Source organism: Methyloligella solikamskensis (genome assembly GCF_042676065.1).
GTDB lineage: Bacteria > Pseudomonadota > Alphaproteobacteria > Rhizobiales > Methyloligellaceae > Methyloligella > Methyloligella solikamskensis.
In genome coordinates this window covers 898,227-916,870 of record NZ_JBHTJO010000001.1, presented here as the reverse complement: position 1 = coordinate 916,870, position 18,644 = coordinate 898,227, and the positions used below count along the sequence as shown (strand labels likewise).

Below are 18,644 nucleotides of genomic sequence, written 5' to 3'. Positions count from 1 at the left end.
TCGAAGGACCTAATCCTGGCTATCCCGACCAATAGAAAACTCTATCTCAGCTTCTTTGCCATCAACGGTTATCTTGTATTTCCCGCTCTTCAGGAGAGGAACCTGATGCCGTAAGGCTGAGTAACGATAGCCGGCTAGCCCTTCTTCAAAAGGCGGATTCTCCACCTGCGCCGCTGGTCCTTCCGGTGGAGGTAGGTCCGCAAACTCTTCTGCGCTCGGCAATTCTCTGCTGTGCTCTGCTATATTGTGGGTTTCCGCGAATGTCTCCGGATGCTCCAAAATAGCAGCCACTAGCTCACCACAATCCGAATTCAATTCGCTCTCGATAGCGAGAGCACATGCGCCAATATGGCTTTCATAACGTGTGGCAAGCGTCCTATCTTCTATCCCCATCATAGCTTTTACATTGATGCCGAGCTGTACCGGCAACTTCTCATCACCGACTGTTTCGGTGAACATCGTTGACGGAAAAATATCGTAGTCACTGTGGGCAATGATTTTGTTTCTAAGCTCCAACAGGTGCCGGTGGAGATCAACATCGAAGCCTTCGGCCTTCCGTAGTTTGCTGATCCCGTAGAAGAGATTCCCGGCTTTGGATCTCGCGCCTACAAAAGGTCGGCTGTAGGCAATCACACAGGCTGAGTGAAGAGCCGCTTGCGTTACGATATTGCGCTCTTCCCAATCCCCACGAATCGATCTGATAGAATCCTGCGCGATCCTTATGGAAAGTAGCGCCCGCAGGTGATCGATACATCGCCTCCGCGTATTCTCAAACCACTCCACAGTACGTTCGTCACTGCCATTCATCTTAAAACTCCAACCCGACTGGAACTGTCATCTCGGCCCCGTGACCTCGGCGTGCAAGTATCGCCGACGCGCTCGAATAGGCGGAAACGACACGCCAGCGCCAAGAACCGAGAATAGCCTCGCGCATTGGCTATCCTGAAGCTGAAGGAGACGCAGCCATGTCAGCCCACACTCGCACCATTGTCTTCGCCCTGCTCCTGGCCGCCGGTTGCCTGGCCATCCACCCGTCCCAGAGCTTCGCCATGGGAATGGATGACGACGGCACCGACCTCGACGACGGCTACTATCAGAACGGCAAATGGCATCCACCAGAGGATGAGGATCAGGACCGACGTCGGCTCTTCAAGAAGAAGCACCGTCAGAGCCCGAGCGCAGAGTGAGCTGGGCTCGGAGACGCGATCCGGCCGGCAAAAAACCGAATGCCAGGCGCGTAGGACCTAAGCAGCGAGCAACGCCTCGGTCGCGTCATCGGGAAGCGCCGAGAGCTTCGCCAGCGGCACCACTTTCGGCTGCTTCAGCGCAGCAAGCGTCGTGAGATCGAACTTCGTGTAGTTCATCCCATGATAGTCGCGGACGAAGAACAGCTTGCGGGTTAAATCCGACAAATTCGTCCAGCAGGTGAACTCCGTGGCATACGCCTCGCCGCTCCCCTGATCGAGGCCGGCGACCTCGAGCTGCCCGCCGCCGTCTCGCGGATAATCGATGGTGATACCCCGCGGCCGGTCAAAATTGTTCATCACATGGGCAAGCGTCTGAACGGCCTGATCGGGGTCCGACACCTTCTCGGCGAACTGCGCGTAGTAGACCGCTCGCACGAAGCGGCCCACAGAAGTATTCGATGCGGGCAGCCCTGCCGTCGCGATCCCGGAATCCGGCTGCGTCGCCTGATAGCTTCCGAACGTCGCGGCGGACTGATCGACATTGCTCAGGAAGGTGTAGTTGTCGAGATTGGTCAGATGCCAGGTGAATTCCGGCCCGTTGGTCATCACGCCCACCGGATTGTCGTGCACCGACATTTGTCCCCGATTGAACTCGATCACGACGGACGCGCCGGAGGCGTCGTGCACCACATAATGGAACGGCGACTCGATACCGCCCAGGATCGCAAGCGCTTGCAGCATCACGGGCTGCTCCCCTAACGCGGCTTTCACCTCCGCCACACTGGCGAACTGCGCAAGCGCCCAGCTTCCGAGATCCGACGCCGAAAGCACCGCGCGGGTGACGTCGACCGCTTGCTGCGCGCCGCTGGCATTGGGATAGGAGAGCAGACTGAAGGTCAGCCCCTGATCGTTGAGCCCCTCCAATGCCTTGAGATCGGCAAGACCGATCGGCGCGTCTGCCGTCGGCACCCGGTCCGGCATGGTGATGGCCAGGAATCCGTGCTTCGCCTCGTAGGTCAGCGCGGGATGCCCCTCCATCTCCGACGTGAAGGACGCGCCCACCGGGAAATGAGCCGCCTGATACGGCAGGTCGACGGTCATCTCCAGCGTGCGCCCGAAATAGCATTTGCCAGTGGCGTCCGTGTAGTTGAGCGATGTGCACATATGAGCGCTCCCTGAAGTCTTAGTCCTGCTGCGGCGGCAGCGAATATGACCGCCACCCAAACCAGAGAACCTTCAAGAAACCGTTTGCCGGACGTCACGTATCAAGGACTTCAGCCCCCGCGTTTGCTCTCGAAAGGCTGGATCGAAAGACAAATCGACAGCACTTCGGCGGGGCCGTCCGTACCGCTCGCAAAGGCATGGGGCATCGTGCTGTCGAGGTAGCAGCTCTCGCCTTCCTTGAGAGTGAGCGGCGCGTAATGCTCGGTGTGGAACACCAGCACGCCCTTCAGCACGTAGATGAATTCTTCCCCGTCGTGGATGCTCCATTCTTCGCGCGGCGGGGGGGTGCGGCCGTGGATCCGCATCTTCAGCGGCACCATCACCTTGTGCTTCAGGGAAGCCGAATGCACTTCGTAATCGTAGTGATCGGTCTGGTGGAGTTCGGCTTCTCCGGCGAGCGTGGAGATCAGCCGCGCCGTCGGTGCGGTCGTCGCCGGTCCCTCCATCATCTCCACGAAATTGACCTGCAGCGGCCGGGTGATGCGGAGGATGGTGTCGAAAGACGGGTTGGACTGGCCTTTCTCGATCTTTGAGATCGCCGCGATAGAGACACCGCTGCGCTGACTGAGATCGTCCAGCGTCCACCCCTTGGCCTGGCGGCGGCGCTTGATCTCCTGACCGATCATCCGCTCCTCCGGCTCCTGGGCCCCGTTTGAATTGCTATCCTCTGCCACGCAGCACCCTCTTCAACAGGTTGTCCAGCAAGGCTTCGGTCCTCTCTCTTGCGTGACCCACCCCTGCCTTCGAGTCCGCCAGAAACAGCGCACCCTCTTCGTCCAGCGACTCGATATCGCCAGATTGACTTTTGACCCAGGATTCGATGATCCCCTCGTCGACCTCGGGGTGGAACTGCAGACCGACCGCATTGCCGTACTGGAACGCCTGCGGGATGTCGGTATCCGCAGCAAGCACCGTGGCACCCTTGGGAAAGTCGAACATGTCCTTGTGCCAACGGTACCACGGTCCCTTCCAGGTCTCGTCCACCGCCACATCGTTCTCGATCCACCCCCGGGTCAGTCCGCGTGTCATGGGCCGCACATCCGACCCCAGTGCGGAAGCAATGATCTGACCGCCGAAGCAGATGCCGATCAGCGGCTTGCCCTCGTCCAGCAGCTTGCGGACGAAATCTCGCTGTTCCGCGATCCAGCCATGCTCCTTCTGATAGACGCCCTCCGGCGCGCCGAGCGTCACCACGAGATCGTATTGGTCGCTATTGATCTCCGCGAAGGGCACGGTTTGCGCATCGACCGTATCCACCGAAAGCGCATGGGTGGTTTCCATCATCTCCTGAAAGATCCCGAGCCCGGCCAACTCGGAGTTCTGCAGCACCAGTGTTTTCATTCCGCTCCCTAAAACTCAGTTCTCGTCGTCAGCCTGATCCACCGGACCCGGACGGCGTCTCGACACGGAGAAATCGAAAACGTCCGGGCGGTTGTAATGTCCCGATACATCGAAGTTCTGCCGCTCTCCACGGACCGCCGCCAGATCGATCTCGGCCGTGACGATGGTCTCCTCCCCGCTCGCTGCTTCGGCAATCAGCTCTCCAGTCGGAGCGACGATAACCGTCCCGCCGGTGAAGAAGTCCGTCTCATCTTGCGCAGCAAGCTCCGGCTTCAATGCGAAATCGTCCGGAATATCGGCAAGCGAAAGGAGACCCATCACACTCACGACATAGACGCGGCCTTCGCGCGCGATGAATTGCGGCGCGACGCCCGCCACGGCGGCGTTGCCGGGCCAGGCCGCAATATGAACGTCCTCGCCGCTGGCATACATCGCGAAGCGCGGAAACGGCATCCAGTTTTCCCAGCAATTCAGCGCACCGACGCGGACGCCATCGAACGCATGCGCCTTCATCCCGTTGCCGTCGCCCGGTGACCAGCAAAGACGCTCATCGAAGGTCGGAACCAGCTTTCGGTGCACGCCCCGGACCCCGCTCTCCGCATCGATCGCGATCATCGCGCAATAGATCGAGCCGCGGCCGATCTGGCTGCCCCGTTCGTTGGCGCCGAGAAAGATCGAGACCTTGTGATCCCGGCACGTCTCGACGATCTGGGCAATCTCCGCAGAGGGTACCTCGACCGCAGCATCGAGAAACTGGGCGTAGGCCTGCTTCTGCAAGGGCTCGTCGAAGGCCGCTGCATTTGTCCGGCACAGCCAGAAGGGATAGCCGCTCAAGAAGGCTTCGGGGAAGGCAAGCAACTGCACATCTTGCGCAGCCGCCTGTCCTATCGCCTCGATGACCTTCCGCACCGTGCCAGCCTTGTCGAGCCAGCGCGGCCGAAGCTGAGCCGCCCCTATTCGCATGATAGGAGTCCGATCCCGGCGGTCAGCACGCTCGGCATTAGCTCAGTACATCTCGAAATATTCATTCTGCTCCCAATCGGTGACTTCGGACATGAAGCGGTTGATCTCGAACTCCTTCAGCATGACGTAGTAGTTGTGGAACGTCTCGCCGAGCTCCGCCTTCATGGTCTCGCTCGCCTTGAAGCCTTCCACCGCCTTGATCAGATTGGACGGCAGATCGGGACGGTCCGATAGATAGGCGGCGATCGCCGGCTCGCCCGGATCGGCCTTTGTCTCGATCCCCGAACGCCCCGCGATGATCTGCGATGCGATATAGAGATAAGGATTGGCGGTTGGCTCGCCGATGCGGTTCTCGATGCGCGAGGCCGGATCGCCAGGCCGTCCGATGACCCGCAACATGGCGCCGCGGTTCTCCCGCGCCCAGGCTGCCTTTGACGGTGCGAAGCTATCGGGCATCTGACGTTTGTAGCCGTTGATGGTCGGCGTGGTGAGGACCGACGTGCCCGAGGCATGCGCCAGCAGACCACCGAGATACTGCATGCCAACGTCCGAAAGCGGATCGTCGCCGGACTCCGCCATAAAGGCGTTGGAGCCGTCCGATAGGTTGGTCAGCGATTGGTGCATATGCCAGCCGCTGGGGAACACGTTGGGCACCTTGGGACGTGCCATGAAGCTCGCATGGAAGCCTTGACGGCGGCAGAGCTGCTTGACGGCGGAGCGAAATAGCAGCGCCGCATCGGCCGCTTCCACTGGCGGCAGCGGATCGAATGTCACCTCGCATTGCCCCGGCCCCCACTCGTCTTCGATGGTCGAGATAGGCAGCCCAACCTGCTCCAGGCTTTCCTGCAGATACGACATGATCCCCTCGACCTCGTCGCCCCGGTTCTCGGTGAGATACTGATAGCCGTGGGAGATCATCTCCACCTCCGGCGGGGTGGGCGGATAGCCGCTGTCCTCCGGGGAGAGCATCGGATCGAGCATCCGGAACACGTAGAACTCGAACTCAAGCCCGACCTTCATCCCGAAATCCATCGCCGCAAGCTTCTCCACCTGCGAACGCAGCAATTGGCGGGTCGAGAGGGGGCAAGGATTGCCGCTGGCGAAATAGGCGTCGCTCAGGCACCAGGCCGTATCCTTCACCCAGGGCAGCACCCGGAAGGTGAAAGGATCGGGAACCAGGATACCGTCAGGAAGACCGATCATCTCCGGGATGTTGAGATCGTTCGAAGCGCCGAACGGCGGCACGATCGGATGGTTCGTGGTGTCGAAGATCGCCGTGACGAGCTGGAAATCCTTACCGCTTTTCAGGGAGTCCATGAATTGCGCGGCGCTGATCGTCTTGCCCCGCACGATGCCGTGCTGGTCGCCCCAACCCAGCCGGACCGTTTTGAGTCCGTCGCGCTCTATCTGTTCGCAAATCTCCTCGGCGCGCTTGTGTTGGTCATCGGTCCATAGCCCATGCCGCTCGATATAAGAGTCACCGTTCAGTCCCATAGTCTTCCTCTGAGTTTCTTCATTGACGGGAGCTCGAACCGCCGTGAGAGCGGCGAACTTACTTCATTTAACTCCACACCATATTTTTATCGTCAAGAATAAAAATTGACACTGAACGAGAAATTTCGAACGATGATGGCTCCGAGAGGCTTTTTATCACGTCAGGGAAAAACTATGAAACAGCCATTGGCAACAGCGTTGGGCGTCGGAATCCTCGGCGGCATCGCAACTGCGCTCTTTCTCCAAGTGGGCACCCTTCTTATCTGGGCGGCCTTCGTTGCTTGGGCCTCTTACTTCGCGGTCGGTGGAGATAACGCAGCCATCAAGCTCAATATCGGCTCCAACACCTTCGGCGTTTTCGTCGCATGGCTGGTGGGGCTGCTGATTTTGGCCAACCCCTTTGCCGGGCTGGCCACGCCGATCTGGGCCGGCGGCCTCGTGCTCATCAGCGTCGTGCTCTACATTATGGCCTCGAAAATCCCGCTCTTCTCTTCCGTCCCGGCCGTGACGCTGGGATATGCGACGACCTTCGCCTATCTCGGCCAGACGCCGGACGCCTTCACCTACAAGGCGATGCTGTCGCCGAGTTTCTCCAACGCGCTCGTCGTGGTGACAGTGTCGATGTTTATTGGCACGCTCTTCGCAACGGCTTCTGCCAAGCTCTCGACCCTGTTTGCCGCCGAAGAACCGGCGAGCTAAGGCGAGACTCCTTCGCTGCCCCGCGCCCACCCCTCCAGGTTCGCGGGGCGGCGAAGCCAGATCAGCAATAGGGACCCACATGAACTGGAAGACCGACTATCGCAGCTTCTATTACGAAGGCGCGCCCGAGCCCGAAGATCCGGTGCTGACCCGCGAGGACACGGCTCTCCTCGTCATCGATGTGCAGAACACCTACCTGCACCGCAAAGCCCCGGGAGAGCCTGGCGAGCCCGAGATCCCAGAAGGCTGGGAGCCGTTCCACAAGCGCATGGACGAGATCGTCACGCCGGCCATCGCCTCTCTCATCTCGGAGTTCCGCGACCGCAACATGGCGGTGCTCCACGCCCGCATCGCCTGCCAGCTTCCAGACGGGCGCGACCGGTCCTTGAGTCAGAAGAAACCCGGCTGGAACAACCTGCTTCTGCCGAAGAACGAGTTCGACTCTCAGATCATCGAGGAGATCGCGCCTGGCGAACACGAGATCGTCGTGACCAAGACCACCGACAGCGCACTGACCGGCACGAACTTGCGTTTGATCCTGCACAACATGGGCATCAAACACGTGGTCTGCGTGGGCGTCTTCACCGACCAATGCGTCTCCTCCACCGTACGCAGCTTGGCGGATGAAAGCTTCGACGTGATCGTGGTGGAGGACGCCTGCGCGGCCGGAACGGATGAGCTCCACATGCAGGAGATCGAGATCATGAACATGATCTACTGCGCCGTCATGTCGAAGGACGAGCTGGTCTCCTACCTGCCGTAGGCTGCGCCCGCCGGCAGATCAGTCCATCGCATAGTGATGCGCGTAAGCATCCAGCGTCTCAGCCTTCACCTTCTCGATATCGCGGTACTCCTCGCCGAAGCGGCGGATATCGACAGGCCCGAGATCGGCATGGGGCTCGCCGTTCATCACCCAATGGGCCAGCGCCATGCCGGCCCCGCCGCCCGCTGCGATGCCGAACGCATTGAAGCCGGCGCCGACGAAGAAGTTCTTGCACTCGGGCGCTTCGCCGAGGATGTAGTTGCCGTCCGGCGTGAAGCTCTCCGGCCCGTTCACCAGCTCCTTGATGCCGGCCGTCTCCAGCGCTGGGACACGCGGCAGCGCCAGCTCCATGAGCTGCTCGAAATGATCCCAGTCGGAATCGAGCAGGGTGAAGTGGAAGCCTTTCGGGATACCGTCTTCCGCCCAGGGAATCGGGTTCAGCTCGTAGCCGCCCATCACCAGGCCGCCCACCTCTTCCTTGTAGTAGGTCAGCCGGTCCGGATCGCGCAGAGTGGGAAGGTTAGACGTCACCCCGTCGATCGCTTCGGTGATCATGTATTGGTGCTGCACGGAATAGAGCGGCACGTTCACGCCCGCCATGGCGCCAAGCTCCCGCGCCCACTGCCCGGCGCAGTTCACCACCTTTTCGCATTTGATCGTGCCCTGATCGGTGACGACGCCGGTCACCTTGCCGTCCTCGATCTCAAAGCCGGTCACGCCGACGTCTTCCTTGATCTTCGCGCCCGCTTGGCGCGCGCCCTTCGCCAGGGCCTGGGTGACGTCTGACGGGTTCGCCTGACCGTCGGTCGGCAGGAAGGCCGCGCCGATCACATCGGAGATATCCATCAGCGGCCAAAGCTCCTTGGCCTCCTCCGGCGTCAGCATCTCCATGGGCAGGCCGAAGGACTGCGCCGTCTTGGTCTGCTCTTTCAGCTGCTCCAGGCGCTTCTCCTTGCAGGCGAGGCGCAAGCCGCCGTTGCCCTTCCAGCCCGTGCCAAGACCTGTCTCCGCTTCCAGCTCGCCATAGAGCTTCACCGAATAGGTGAGCAGCTCCGTGATGTTCGCATCAGACCGAAGCTGCCCCACGAGACCCGCCGCATGAAACGTGCTGCCTGAGGTGAGCTTGTGCCGCTCCAGCAGCACGACCTCGTCGCAGCCGGCCTTGGCCAGATGGTAAGCGGTGGAGCAGCCGATGATTCCGCCGCCAATGACGACGACCTTGGCGCTCGAAGGCAGATCACTCATACGATCCTCACAGGGTCAGAAAGTTCAAAGCGTTTTGAAATCGGCGAAGGCCCGCTCGTAGCGGGCGAGATTTTCAGCCGTGTAAGCGGCGTAATCGAATTCGACCTCGGAATGGATCTCGGAGATCATCGACCATTCCGTCTCGCGCAGGAGCGAGGCGCATTTCATCGCCGCGTAACGGCGCCACAGCGCATCTGTCAGCGGCGTCTCGAAATAGCTCTCAAGCATGTCGCGCTCGGCCGCTTCGGTGAACTCGTTGTTGGAGGCAACCCCGCCCAGATCGAAGAGCGGCGAGTTGAATCCCGCATAGTCCCAGTCGATCAGCCAGAGCCGGTCGCCAGCATCCAGGAAGTTCGCCGCCAGAAGGTCGTTGTGGCCGAACACGACCTCGATGGGCCCTACCGCCTCCTCAAGGACCGCCGCCTGGCGCTTGAGTTCGGTGAGGCGCGCCGCGTGACGGCTCCCCTCCTCCAGAAGGCGGCTCGTGTAGTCCCGCATCACATGGAAGACCCAAAACATCACCACGGGACCGCGCAAATGGTTCGGAACCTCGCGATGGCATTTGCGGATCAGCGGCAGGATCCGCGCAACCATCTCAGGCTCACGTACCTGCTCCGGCGAAAGCGGCGGCGCATCGATATAATCCAGGACCAGGATGCCAGGCTCGGCATGGAGCACAGCGGGCGAAAGCCCCGCATCCGCGGCCGCCCGGCTCGCCGCCAGCTCGTTGGAGCGCAGCACCAGATGCTCGGGGATATCGTCACCGATCCGCGCGACATAGCGGCGTCCATTGCAGCTGACGAGAAAGTTGTGATTGGTGATGCCGCCGCCGAGCGGCTCCATCTCGACCGCGCCGTCCCAATAGTCCAGGGCGGCAATACGCGCTTCAATTTCGCCGCGGCTACTCGTCATCCCTCGAAGCGCATTCCCTGCTTCCAGTCCCCTGCGTTGGCCAACAAGCCGGCCCGCTCAAATCGTTCCCGATCTGATGCGCCTGCGCAAGGTCTAAGCTCAATCTGCCGCAGACCGGAACTGACTTCGCTCAACCGAGCGCAGACATCACCCGCGCAGCGCCGCGAGGTTCTCCGCATGAACCTCTTCGTATTCCGGCAGATAGATCAAACTCCCGTTGGCGATCTCGTCGGCCATCAGGTCAGCGAGCCGCGGCTTGGCATCGGCCGGAAGCGCCAAGAGCTTCGAGATATAGCTGCGGGTCGCATCGATGAAGGAGGGATCGTAGCCTCCTGCCGCGATGCGGTCCGCATCGCCATGGCAGGGAAGGATCTTGACGGCCGGATACTCCGCCAGCCGGTCCAGCTCGATCAGATGGGTCTTCAGCCTGTCCGGATCGGCGACATAGGTGGCCGTGTCCTCCAGCGTATCGCCTGCGAACAGAAGCTTCCGCTCCGGCAGCCACATCACGGTCGCATCGGCGCTGTGGATCTCGAAACGCCGGAGCTCCACCGGAACGTCGCCGATCGTCAAAGACAGATCGCTGACGAAGAGCCGATTCGGCATGACCAGCGGATCGATGGGCGGCTTGGCTTGCGCGAAGTTCGCCCGCTCGGCCTCGAGCAGCCGCGCCGTTTCCTCGTTGGCGATAATCTCGCAATCGGCGAAGACCTCGTTCCCCGCGACATGATCATCGTGAAAATGGCTGAGCACGACCGTCAGCGTCTTCGCACCTTGCGCCTCCACATGCCGCCGCACCGCGCGGGCGTGGTCGAGGGAGATATGGGTGTCGTAGATCAGCGCCTCTTCGCCGCTGATAATCGAATAAGACGCAATGCCGAGCTTGAAGGCCCCGTCGTCCAGCCAGTTCGGCTCGTCGGAATGGAGCCGCTTACCGGGCACCCGCCCGTCGTAATAGGCGAAGATGCCCGGGTAGGGCTCGAGGATGCGCAAGTGCTCGGTCATGGAGCGTCCCGAGTTCGGTCTCTTCCTTCCAATGGTCTATTCCCTCTCGGCAATCCTGCGACGGGCTGAGCAAGCCTAAGCCATCGCCGGGGCGGAATAGAAGATCGCCGTCGTCGCAGCGGCCTTGGCAGACCCGACAACCGGCTAGCTGCGCTTCTGTCGGATCAGATAGATATCCATGATCCATCCCTTGGCGTCCCGCATCTCGGCGCGGATGCGCTTGATCTCAGGAAGGACGTGCCTGACGGGACCGGCGGCCAGCACCTCGTCCTCGCTTCCGAGATAAGCCCCCCACCAGATCTCCGCGTCCCGGCCTTCGAGCGCATCGAGCCCGGCGCCGCCATCGAGCATCACGACGATCGTCTGGGTGTCGGGAAAACGCTCTGCGAGCTTGCGCCCCGTGGTGATCAGCACCGGCTCGCCGATCTCGTTCAAAGGGATCTTGTGGGCCGCAGCGAGAGCATGAAGGCTGCTGATCCCGGGGATCACCTCGTGCTCGAAGGCGATCCCCTCGTCGCGGGCGATGCGCTCCAGGATGCGCAAGGTGCTGTCGTAGAGAGAAGGATCGCCCCAGACGAGGAGGGCGGCCGTCTCCCCTTCCTTCATCTCGTCCCGGATCATTCGTGCAAACGCTCGCGCCTTCGCACCATGCCAATCGTCGACGCCCGCCTCATAAGGGGCGGCACTATCCCGCTTCGGGCTTTCCGCCTCGACCCATCGCGGGCCATCACCTTCCGTGAAGCGGGCGACGATGGCCTTCCGGAGATCCGTGAGATCGGATTTCTCGCTGCCCTTGTCGAGGACGAAGACGGCATCCGCCTGCTTCAATGCAGCAATGGCCTGGACGGTCATATGCTCCGGATTCCCGGTGCCGATGCCGATAACGAGGATCCTCTTCACGCCTTCGGCGCTCCCTTTCTCGGTGCCCGGCAAGCAGGCTGATCAAAGGCTCACGCCGGCGGGCTACCGGGATAGAAGATCGCGACAGGCGATGCATATTCCGGGATCTTCAGACCCTCCGGAGCGTCCTCGCCCGCGGCCAGGAAACTCGGCAGAAGATGGGTGTGCGGACCCGAAGGCGACTGCCCGCCCGGCGGCGGAATCTGCGAAGAAACCTCGATCCGGGCGAGCGCCGACTCGACCACCCGCGTCGGGCTCTTCTCGATGATCTCCGCTCCGAGCGCCGCCATCACATCCGCCCAGCTCCGGCCTTCGTATTTCTTGAGGGTCTCGGCAAAGGCCGCATCGCCGGTCCGCATGCAGAATCGATGGGCCGGACGGCCGAGACCGAAATCGAACAGCTCCTCACTACGGTTCTCCGGCGCAATGGCCGCCTCGTCCGCACCAAGGGACGTGAAGCTCTCAGCCAGCGGCAAGACTGCGCGGCGCTTCGGCAGACCCAAAACGACCGGACCATCCCCATCGAAGGCGAAGGCCCGCAGCTTTTCGTGGAGGTGTAGACGAAACCGCGCTTTCGGCACCGTGGCGATGACCGTCTCGCCCTCGCGCACGACTTCAGCGTCCCGGTCGTGGCAGGGAAACTCCGCGACCGCCCCGGGCACGCCTGTAACCCAGGTGCCCTGGCCTTCGCGGATCGTTTCGGCCACCCAATCGGCGAACCCTTCGCCCATGAGGGAAAGCAGCCTGATTCGAACCGAAAGCGCTTCGAGTCGGGCCGGCAGCTCTGCCCAGATCTCATCCTGGCTCGCGGGATCGAGCCCGCCCCAGGCACCGATCTCATCGCCTGTCCGGCCACAGCCGAGGCAATAGCCAGTGCGTTCGTCCAGCTTGCAGACCCCGATGCAGGGCGATAGGCGCAACACGTCTTGGGTGACACTCATGGGCGGCTCTCTACACGATCTTGGCGCGGCTGTAACCGATGGCTGCCGGGTTCGCTATTGACCCTGGGGGCGAAGTACCTTTTCGAGCCGGCCCCAGGCGGCCTCCTCTCCCGGCAGGCCGAAACGAAGCCAGCGCGGGTGTTCCGGGAACTGCCTCACATAGAGGCCCGCCTCACCCAACGCCAGGGCGAGAGTGCCCGCATCGTCGTGTGCGATCAGGCAAAACAGCGGCGTGCGGCCGACGATCTCGCAGCCGCAGCCTTTAAGCAGGCGTTCCAGCCGGTCACCACTCTCCTCCAGGGTCACGCGCGTCCTTTGGAGCCACGCATCGTCATTCAATGCGGCCGCGCCCACTTGCAGCGCCGGCACCGGAACTGCCCAAGGACCGAGGTTGTCCCGAAGCCGCGCAGCAATCTCAGGCCTCGCGACCGCGAACCCCAGCCTCAAACCTGGCAGGCCATACATCTTGCCGAAAGAGCGAAGCACGATGGCCGAAGGGGGAAGCTGCGGGACCAAACTTGCCGAGCCCTCCATGGCATCGATGAAAGCTTCGTCCACCACCAGAACCCCGTCCCGCGCTTCGAGATCCGCCGCCAGCGCGCGCAAGCGCTCGACGGGCAAGACTCGCCCCGTGGGATTGTTGGGATTCACGATCACGAGAGCCTTCGCCGTCCCGATCTCGTCGAGATCACTTACCTCTCGCACCGTATGGCCTTCCCGGCGCCAGGCCCGGGCGTGCTCGCTATAGGTCGGGCTGAGGACGGCCACATCGCCCTGCGGCAAGAGCCGCGGCAGAAGCTGGATCAACGTTTGTGTTCCGGGCGCGGCGACAAGCATATCTGGACGCGCAGCGCCGTAACGCTTGCAGGCGGCCTCGGCCAAGGCGCGCTCGTCGGAGGCTTGCGGCAGGCGACCCCAGAGCGACGTATCGAGATCGGGTACGGGATAGGCGTGCGGGTTGATGCCCGTGGAAAGATCGATCCACGGCGCCGGCGCATTCGGAAAACGGCGGCGCGCGGCATCGAGATCGCCGCCATGGAACTCCCCTTCATGCAGTCCCGGTTCCGGCGGGCTCGTCGTCATGCTACCTCCTGCTCGACCTCGACCGCTGCCGGCCCATCCATGTTCGCACCCCTCACCCTGATTGCCCTCGCACTCGATGCCGGCCTCGGCTATCCGGCCTGGCTGTTCGCGAGAGTCGGCCATCCGGTGAGCTGGATCGGGCGGCTCATAACATGGTGCGACCGGCGCTGGAACGGGGAAGGCCGAAGCGCGGATGCGCGGCGCTCGGCCGGGATCGTGACCCTGCTCCTCTGTCTCTGCCTGGCATTCGATGCAAGCCTCGCGGTGACGTTCGGCCTCTATTGGCTCCTCCCAAATCCCATCGCACTCGTGCTGCTGGGGCTCGCCGCGAGCAGCCTCATCGCCCAGAGAAGCCTCGACGATCACGTCGCCGCCGTCGCGTCCGCGCTCGAGAGCGGATCCCTGGAGGACGCCCGGACCGCGATCTCCCAGATCGTCGGGCGGGATCCGCAAAGCCTGGACCAATCGGCCATTGCGCGGGCGGCCATCGAAAGCCTGGCGGAGAATTTCTCCGACGGGATCACGGCCCCGACATTCTGGATGGTCATCGGTGGTCTGCCGGGCGCGGCCCTCTACAAGACCATCAACACGGCCGACAGCATGATCGGCCACCGGAACGACCGCTACGAAGCCTTCGGCTGGGCGTCCGCCAAGCTCGACGACCTGGTGAACCTTCCGGCCTCGCGGATTTCCGCGCTTTCCCTCGCTGCCGCCGCTTCATTGCTTCCGTCCGGCGACAGCGCTGGCGCCCTGCGAACAATCCGCCGCGATGCCCGCCACCACCGCTCGCCCAATGCCGGCTGGCCGGAAGCGGCCATGGCCGGCGCGCTTGGGCTCAAGCTCAACGGCCCGCGCATCTATGGCGGCACGGTGGTGGACGATCGTTGGATGGGTGATGGGCGCGCGGACGCCAATGCCTCAGATATCCGGCAGGCGCTGCGGCTGTTTCGCATCGCCGCACTGCTCCAGGCCGGCGCGGTGGCTGTGCTGGCGTTGCTCGTCTTCAGCCTTTGAGGCGCGGCTCCCGCGCCAGGTCCAGAAGCGCATCGCAATCGACGTGGTTCTCCAGATGATCGGCCAGCGCCTCCAAGGCGTCCTCGATCTCCTGATCGTAGCTCTGCCCCGACGGCCCGGGCCCGAGCCGCTCCAGCCAGGCGCCCCGCTGGGCATCGTCGGTGAACAGCCCATGGACATGGCACCCCTGCACATTGCCTGCGGGATTCGAAGCGCCGTCCTCCCGACCGTCGGCAAAGAGAAGCATGGGCCGCGCGCAGTCCGGACCGCCCGTCCGGCCCACATGCATCTCGTAGCCCTTGAACGGCAGGCCTGACGCAAAAGCCTTGCCGCTCACATCGTGCAGCAGCTTCTCGCCCGTAAGCCGCGTCTTCACATCGAGAAGGCCGAGCCCCTTGATGCTGCCCGGCTCGCCCTCGATGCCTTCCGGATCTGAGATCTTCTTGCCCAGCATCTGATAGCCGCCACAGATGCCCAGCACCTGACCGCCGCGGCGCAGATGAGCGGCAAGGTCAACATCCCATCCCGTCTCCCGCAGCGCCTTCAGGTCGGCGATGGTCGCCTTCGATCCCGGCAGGATGACCAGATCCGCATCGCCGGGGAGCGGCGTCCCCGGATTTAGGTAAAGGAGCTCGACACCGGGCTCCTGGGCCAGCGGATCGAAATCGTCGAAATTGGAGATTCTCGGATAGGCGAGCACGGCAATGCGCACCTTCTCGCCCTTCGCCCCGGCAGGCCGCGCCTTCACCCCGAGCGCATCTTCCTCCGGCAACCGCTGTGCGGCGTGCAGATAAGGGATGAGCCCGAGCGCCCGCCAACCGGTGAGCTCGGCGATGCGCGTCATGCCATCGGCGAAAAGGGTCGGATCGCCCCGAAACTTGTTCACGACGAAGCCGACGATCTGCGAAGCGTCTTCAGGCGCGATCACTGTCTTCGTGCCCACGAGGCTCGCGATCACCCCGCCCCGGTCGATATCGCCAATCAGAATGACCGGCACATCGGCAGCGCGCGCGAACCCCATATTGGCGATATCGTTAGCCCGGAGGTTCACCTCCGCCGGGGACCCCGCCCCTTCGACGAGGACAAGATCGGCCTCTGCCCCGAGCCGCCCAAAACTGTCCAGCACGGCCGCCAGCAGTTTCGGCTTGAGGGTCTGATAAGCGCGCGCCTTGGCATTGCCCATCACCCTGCCCTGCACCACGACCTGAGCACCGATATCGCTCTGGGGCTTCAGGAGCACCGGGTTCATATGGACGCTCAACGGCAACCCCGCGGCCCGCGCCTGGAGCGCCTGGGCCCGGCCGATCTCACCACCGTCGGCGGTGACCGCGGCGTTGTTCGACATGTTCTGGGGCTTGAAGGGCGCGACCTTCAGGCCGCGTCTCCTGAAGGCCCGGGCGAAGCCGGCCACGAGCAGTGACTTGCCGACATCGGAGCCCGTGCCCTGAAACATGATGGTCTTCATGAGCGCAAATCCGCAACCATGGCAGCCATCAGAATTCGATGCCCTTCTGGGCCTTCACGCCGGCATCGAAATGATGCTTCACCGGCGTCATCTCGGTCACGAGATCCGCCGCCTCGATCAACTCCGGCTTGGCGTTGCGCCCCGTAACCACGATGTGGAGATCGCCCCGCCGCGCCTTGAGGTCGGCAACGACCTCTTCGATATCGAGATGGCCGTAGCGCAGCGAAATGTTGAGCTCATCGAGAATCAGCATGCGGATCGATGGATCGGCCATGAGCTCCTGGGCCTTCCCCCAGGCACGCTCCGCCGCGGCCACATCCCGCTCACGATCCTGGGTCTCCCAGGTAAAGCCCTCGCCCAGCGTATGCCACACGACCTGGTCGCCGAACGCCTCGATGGCCGTCTTCTCACCCGTATCCCAGGCGCCCTTGCCGAACTGGACGACACCGATTCGCAAGCCCCGACCAAGCCCCCGGAGAAGCAGACCGAAGGCGGCCGTGGACTTCCCCTTGCCCTTGCCCGTGTTCACGATGAGCAGGCCCTTCTCGATGGTCTTTTCCGCCACCTCGGCATCCTGAACCGCCTTGCGATTGGCCATTTTATGCTTATGGCGCTCGGTGTCTTGGGACGCATCGCTCATCATCGGCCTCCGGCGTATTGCGGCTTCACGGTCAGGGGAATCCCCGCCGTCATTAGCACAACACGATCGGCGATTGCCGCCACCTGCTGGTTGAGTCTCCCTTGTGCATCCCGGAACCGCCGGCCAAGCGGCGTGTCCGGCACGATGCCCAACCCCACCTCGTTCGAGACTGCCACGACCGGCCCCGGCGTCTCTTCGAGCGCCTGAAGAAGCCGCGCGATCTCCACGTCGAGATCGGTCTCGGCAAGCATGACATTGGTGAGCCAGAGGGTGAGGCAATCGATGAGGACCGGCGTCTCTCCGGCCTCGCTCATAGCGGTCGCGAGATCGAGCGGCGCCTCGATCATTCGCCATTCAGAACCGCGCCGCGCGCGGTGCTCGCGCACCCGCTCCGCCATCTCGTCATCGCGCGCCTCCGCCGTGGCCAGATAGATCCACGGGCCCGGGGCTTCCGTGAACAAGCTCTCCGCGTAGCGGCTCTTGCCGGAGCGCGCGCCACCCAGCACGAGGCTCAACCGGTGTGGCAAAGGGTTCTGCATTCGGCAGCAAATTCCATTGACGGCGACGGAAGCGACCCCTTATCAAGTTTGGCACGGTTCCCCGCAAGGGGATTGAAAGGGAATGCGGTGCTGCCCTTCGGCAAATTCCGCAGCTGCCCCCGCAACTGTAATCGGTGAGTTATCGGCCGTATGACCACTGGGGAAACCCGGGAAGGTGGCCGAGACGAAGACCCGAGAGCCAGGAGACCTGCCGTCCATATATCACTCGAACGGCCCCGGAGGGGTGGCCAGGAGGCAGTCTTGAATACGCATCTCGATAATTCCATCGCCAATAGAGGCACGCTGACTTCGGAACGCTCCGGCGTTCTCGCAGCGGCCGGCCTGGCATTGGCCCTGGGGCTTTCCCTGGTCTTCACGACCGGGTTCGCACACCCCAGCGCCCTCCACAACGCTGCACACGACACGCGCCACGCACTCGGCTTTCCCTGCCACTAGGGGCTAAGCATGATCTCGCGCGTTCTTGCGGCGGGGCTGCTGGCCGGCCTCCTGGCGGGGCTTGCCATTGCTGTCCTGCAGGCCTTCACCACTACCCCGCTCATTCTTGAGGCTGAGAGCTTCGAAGGCGGGCATGGGCATGATCATGCCCAGAGCCTGACGGCTGCGTCTGCTCTCTTGCAGCACGCGGTGCTCAAGACCGCAGCAAACGGCGCGGCCCTCATCGAAATCCATTCGGCGGAAGACGCCGGGATGTGGATGCCCGAGGACGGGCTGGAGCGCACCGTCTTCACCAGCATCGCCAATGTCGGCACGGCCATCGGCTTCGCCCTTGTCCTGCTCGCGGGGATGTTGCTTGCCGGCGACCGGATCACCGAGACCACCGCCATTGGGTGGGCGGCAGCGGGCTTCGTGGCCACGGGGCTCTCCCCCTCCTTGGGGCTCTCGCCCGAACTGCCCGGCATGCCCGCGGCCGATCTGGTCAGCCGTCAGGCCTGGTGGCTCGCCACCGCACTCTGCACGGCCGCGGCGCTCTGGCTGATTCTCCGCTCCGAGCATGGTTGGGCGAAGGCCCTCGGCGTCCTGGTCTTGCTGGCCCCGCATATCTGGGGCGCACCCCATCTCGAAGGCCATGCGGAAAGCGCCGTGCCCGCGCATCTCGCCGCCCAATTCACCGGGGCATCTCTCGCCGTCCATGCATCGCTCTGGGCTTTGAGCGGATTTTTCGTCGGTTTCTGGTGGCGCAGGCTGGCCCCGGCTTCGGCCTGATATCC

Annotated in this window: 20 protein-coding genes, 1 pseudogene and 1 riboswitch; of the genes and pseudogenes, 6 read left to right on the top strand and 15 right to left on the bottom strand. The window is 62.9% G+C overall.

The genetic code is table 11. The features are described from left to right. Window positions 1-9 precede the first annotated feature (9 nt). Window positions 10-807 carry a hypothetical protein gene (locus ACFQ2F_RS04415; protein ID WP_379086269.1) on the bottom strand — a complete coding sequence of 266 codons (798 nt, stop codon included), beginning with the start codon at window positions 805-807 and terminating at the stop codon, window positions 10-12. A gap of 158 nt (window positions 808-965) precedes the next feature. On the opposite strand from ACFQ2F_RS04415, the gene ACFQ2F_RS04410 reads away from it, so the two are divergent. Continuing rightward, window positions 966-1,187, top strand: coding sequence for a hypothetical protein (locus ACFQ2F_RS04410; protein ID WP_379086266.1), 222 nt, complete (start codon window positions 966-968; stop codon window positions 1,185-1,187). A 57-nt stretch (window positions 1,188-1,244) separates the two neighbouring features. On the opposite strand, the gene ACFQ2F_RS04405 is transcribed toward ACFQ2F_RS04410, so the two are convergent. From ACFQ2F_RS04405 to ACFQ2F_RS04385, 5 genes are all read right to left on the bottom strand, one after another. Then, the gene (locus tag ACFQ2F_RS04405; RefSeq protein WP_379086263.1) at window positions 1,245-2,351 is read right to left on the bottom strand and encodes a linear amide C-N hydrolase; all 1,107 of its coding nucleotides are present in this window, start codon (window positions 2,349-2,351) and stop codon (window positions 1,245-1,247) included. 110 nt (window positions 2,352-2,461) lie between these two features. After that, complete coding sequence (locus tag ACFQ2F_RS04400; RefSeq protein ID WP_379086260.1) at window positions 2,462-3,085, bottom strand: helix-turn-helix domain-containing protein; 624 nt, start codon at window positions 3,083-3,085, stop codon at window positions 2,462-2,464. Continuing rightward, window positions 3,072-3,752, bottom strand: coding sequence for a type 1 glutamine amidotransferase (locus ACFQ2F_RS04395; protein ID WP_379086257.1), 681 nt, complete (start codon window positions 3,750-3,752; stop codon window positions 3,072-3,074). Before ACFQ2F_RS04395 ends, ACFQ2F_RS04400 begins: the two co-directional genes overlap by 14 nt. A gap of 15 nt (window positions 3,753-3,767) precedes the next feature. Continuing rightward, on the bottom strand, window positions 3,768-4,715 hold the full coding sequence (locus ACFQ2F_RS04390) for a carbon-nitrogen hydrolase family protein (protein ID WP_379086254.1): 948 nt from the start codon (window positions 4,713-4,715) through the stop codon (window positions 3,768-3,770). A gap of 42 nt (window positions 4,716-4,757) precedes the next feature. Further along, a complete protein-coding gene (locus tag ACFQ2F_RS04385) occupies window positions 4,758-6,209 on the bottom strand; it encodes a glutamine synthetase family protein (protein ID WP_379086251.1) in 1,452 nt (483 codons plus the stop codon). Window positions 6,210-6,314: 105 nt separating this feature from the next. Here ACFQ2F_RS04385 and ACFQ2F_RS04380 point away from each other — a divergent pair, with 105 nt between their 5' ends. Beyond that, on the top strand, window positions 6,315-6,908 hold the full coding sequence (locus ACFQ2F_RS04380) for a DUF1097 domain-containing protein (protein ID WP_379086248.1): 594 nt from the start codon (window positions 6,315-6,317) through the stop codon (window positions 6,906-6,908). Window positions 6,909-6,987: 79 nt separating this feature from the next. Further along, window positions 6,988-7,671: a cysteine hydrolase family protein gene (locus tag ACFQ2F_RS04375; RefSeq protein ID WP_379086245.1), complete on the top strand. Its 684-nt coding sequence runs from the start codon at window positions 6,988-6,990 to the stop codon at window positions 7,669-7,671. Between the two features lie 24 nt (window positions 7,672-7,695). Here the strand turns inward: ACFQ2F_RS04375 and ACFQ2F_RS04370 are convergent. From ACFQ2F_RS04370 to cobD, 6 genes and pseudogenes are all read right to left on the bottom strand, one after another. Further along, window positions 7,696-8,916, bottom strand: a pseudogene (locus ACFQ2F_RS04370) (FAD-dependent oxidoreductase); the annotation flags it as partial. Between the two features lie 24 nt (window positions 8,917-8,940). Next, window positions 8,941-9,828, bottom strand: coding sequence for a phosphotransferase (locus tag ACFQ2F_RS04365; protein WP_379086242.1), 888 nt, complete (start codon window positions 9,826-9,828; stop codon window positions 8,941-8,943). A 147-nt stretch (window positions 9,829-9,975) separates the two neighbouring features. Then, window positions 9,976-10,833, bottom strand: coding sequence for an MBL fold metallo-hydrolase (locus ACFQ2F_RS04360; RefSeq protein ID WP_379086239.1), 858 nt, complete (start codon window positions 10,831-10,833; stop codon window positions 9,976-9,978). A gap of 144 nt (window positions 10,834-10,977) precedes the next feature. Then, a complete protein-coding gene (cobF, locus tag ACFQ2F_RS04355) occupies window positions 10,978-11,733 on the bottom strand; it encodes a precorrin-6A synthase (deacetylating) (protein ID WP_379086236.1) in 756 nt (251 codons plus the stop codon). 50 nt (window positions 11,734-11,783) lie between these two features. Continuing rightward, window positions 11,784-12,674, bottom strand: coding sequence for a DUF1289 domain-containing protein (locus ACFQ2F_RS04350; protein WP_379086233.1), 891 nt, complete (start codon window positions 12,672-12,674; stop codon window positions 11,784-11,786). 54 nt (window positions 12,675-12,728) lie between these two features. Further along, window positions 12,729-13,757 carry a threonine-phosphate decarboxylase CobD gene (gene cobD, locus ACFQ2F_RS04345; RefSeq protein ID WP_379086230.1) on the bottom strand — a complete coding sequence of 343 codons (1,029 nt, stop codon included), beginning with the start codon at window positions 13,755-13,757 and terminating at the stop codon, window positions 12,729-12,731. Between the two features lie 39 nt (window positions 13,758-13,796). On the opposite strand from cobD, the gene cbiB reads away from it, so the two are divergent. Beyond that, window positions 13,797-14,771 (top strand): adenosylcobinamide-phosphate synthase CbiB, encoded by a 975-nt coding sequence (gene cbiB, locus ACFQ2F_RS04340; protein WP_379086227.1) that lies wholly within the window; start codon window positions 13,797-13,799, stop codon window positions 14,769-14,771. On the opposite strand, the gene ACFQ2F_RS04335 is transcribed toward cbiB, so the two are convergent. Genes ACFQ2F_RS04335 through cobU form a run of 3 tightly spaced genes read right to left on the bottom strand, consistent with a single transcriptional unit; the run spans window position 14,761 to window position 17,415 of the window. Then, window positions 14,761-16,236: a cobyric acid synthase gene (locus ACFQ2F_RS04335; RefSeq protein WP_379086224.1), complete on the bottom strand. Its 1,476-nt coding sequence runs from the start codon at window positions 16,234-16,236 to the stop codon at window positions 14,761-14,763. The genes cbiB and ACFQ2F_RS04335 overlap by 11 nt on opposite strands. A 28-nt stretch (window positions 16,237-16,264) precedes the next feature. After that, window positions 16,265-16,876, bottom strand: a complete 612-nt coding sequence (gene cobO / locus ACFQ2F_RS04330) for a cob(I)yrinic acid a,c-diamide adenosyltransferase (protein WP_379086221.1) — start codon at window positions 16,874-16,876, stop codon at window positions 16,265-16,267. Then, window positions 16,876-17,415, bottom strand: a complete 540-nt coding sequence (gene cobU / locus ACFQ2F_RS04325) for a bifunctional adenosylcobinamide kinase/adenosylcobinamide-phosphate guanylyltransferase (RefSeq protein ID WP_379086218.1) — start codon at window positions 17,413-17,415, stop codon at window positions 16,876-16,878. The genes cobO and cobU overlap by 1 nt, the downstream gene beginning before the upstream one ends. A 37-nt stretch (window positions 17,416-17,452) precedes the next feature. Continuing rightward, window positions 17,453-17,645: riboswitch (cobalamin riboswitch) on the top strand. 31 nt (window positions 17,646-17,676) lie between these two features. On the opposite strand from cobU, the gene ACFQ2F_RS04320 reads away from it, so the two are divergent. Next, window positions 17,677-17,871, top strand: coding sequence for a CbtB domain-containing protein (locus tag ACFQ2F_RS04320; protein ID WP_379086215.1), 195 nt, complete (start codon window positions 17,677-17,679; stop codon window positions 17,869-17,871). Between the two features lie 9 nt (window positions 17,872-17,880). After that, on the top strand, window positions 17,881-18,639 hold the full coding sequence (locus tag ACFQ2F_RS04315) for a CbtA family protein (RefSeq protein ID WP_379086212.1): 759 nt from the start codon (window positions 17,881-17,883) through the stop codon (window positions 18,637-18,639). The last annotated feature ends 5 nt before the right edge of the window (window positions 18,640-18,644 follow it).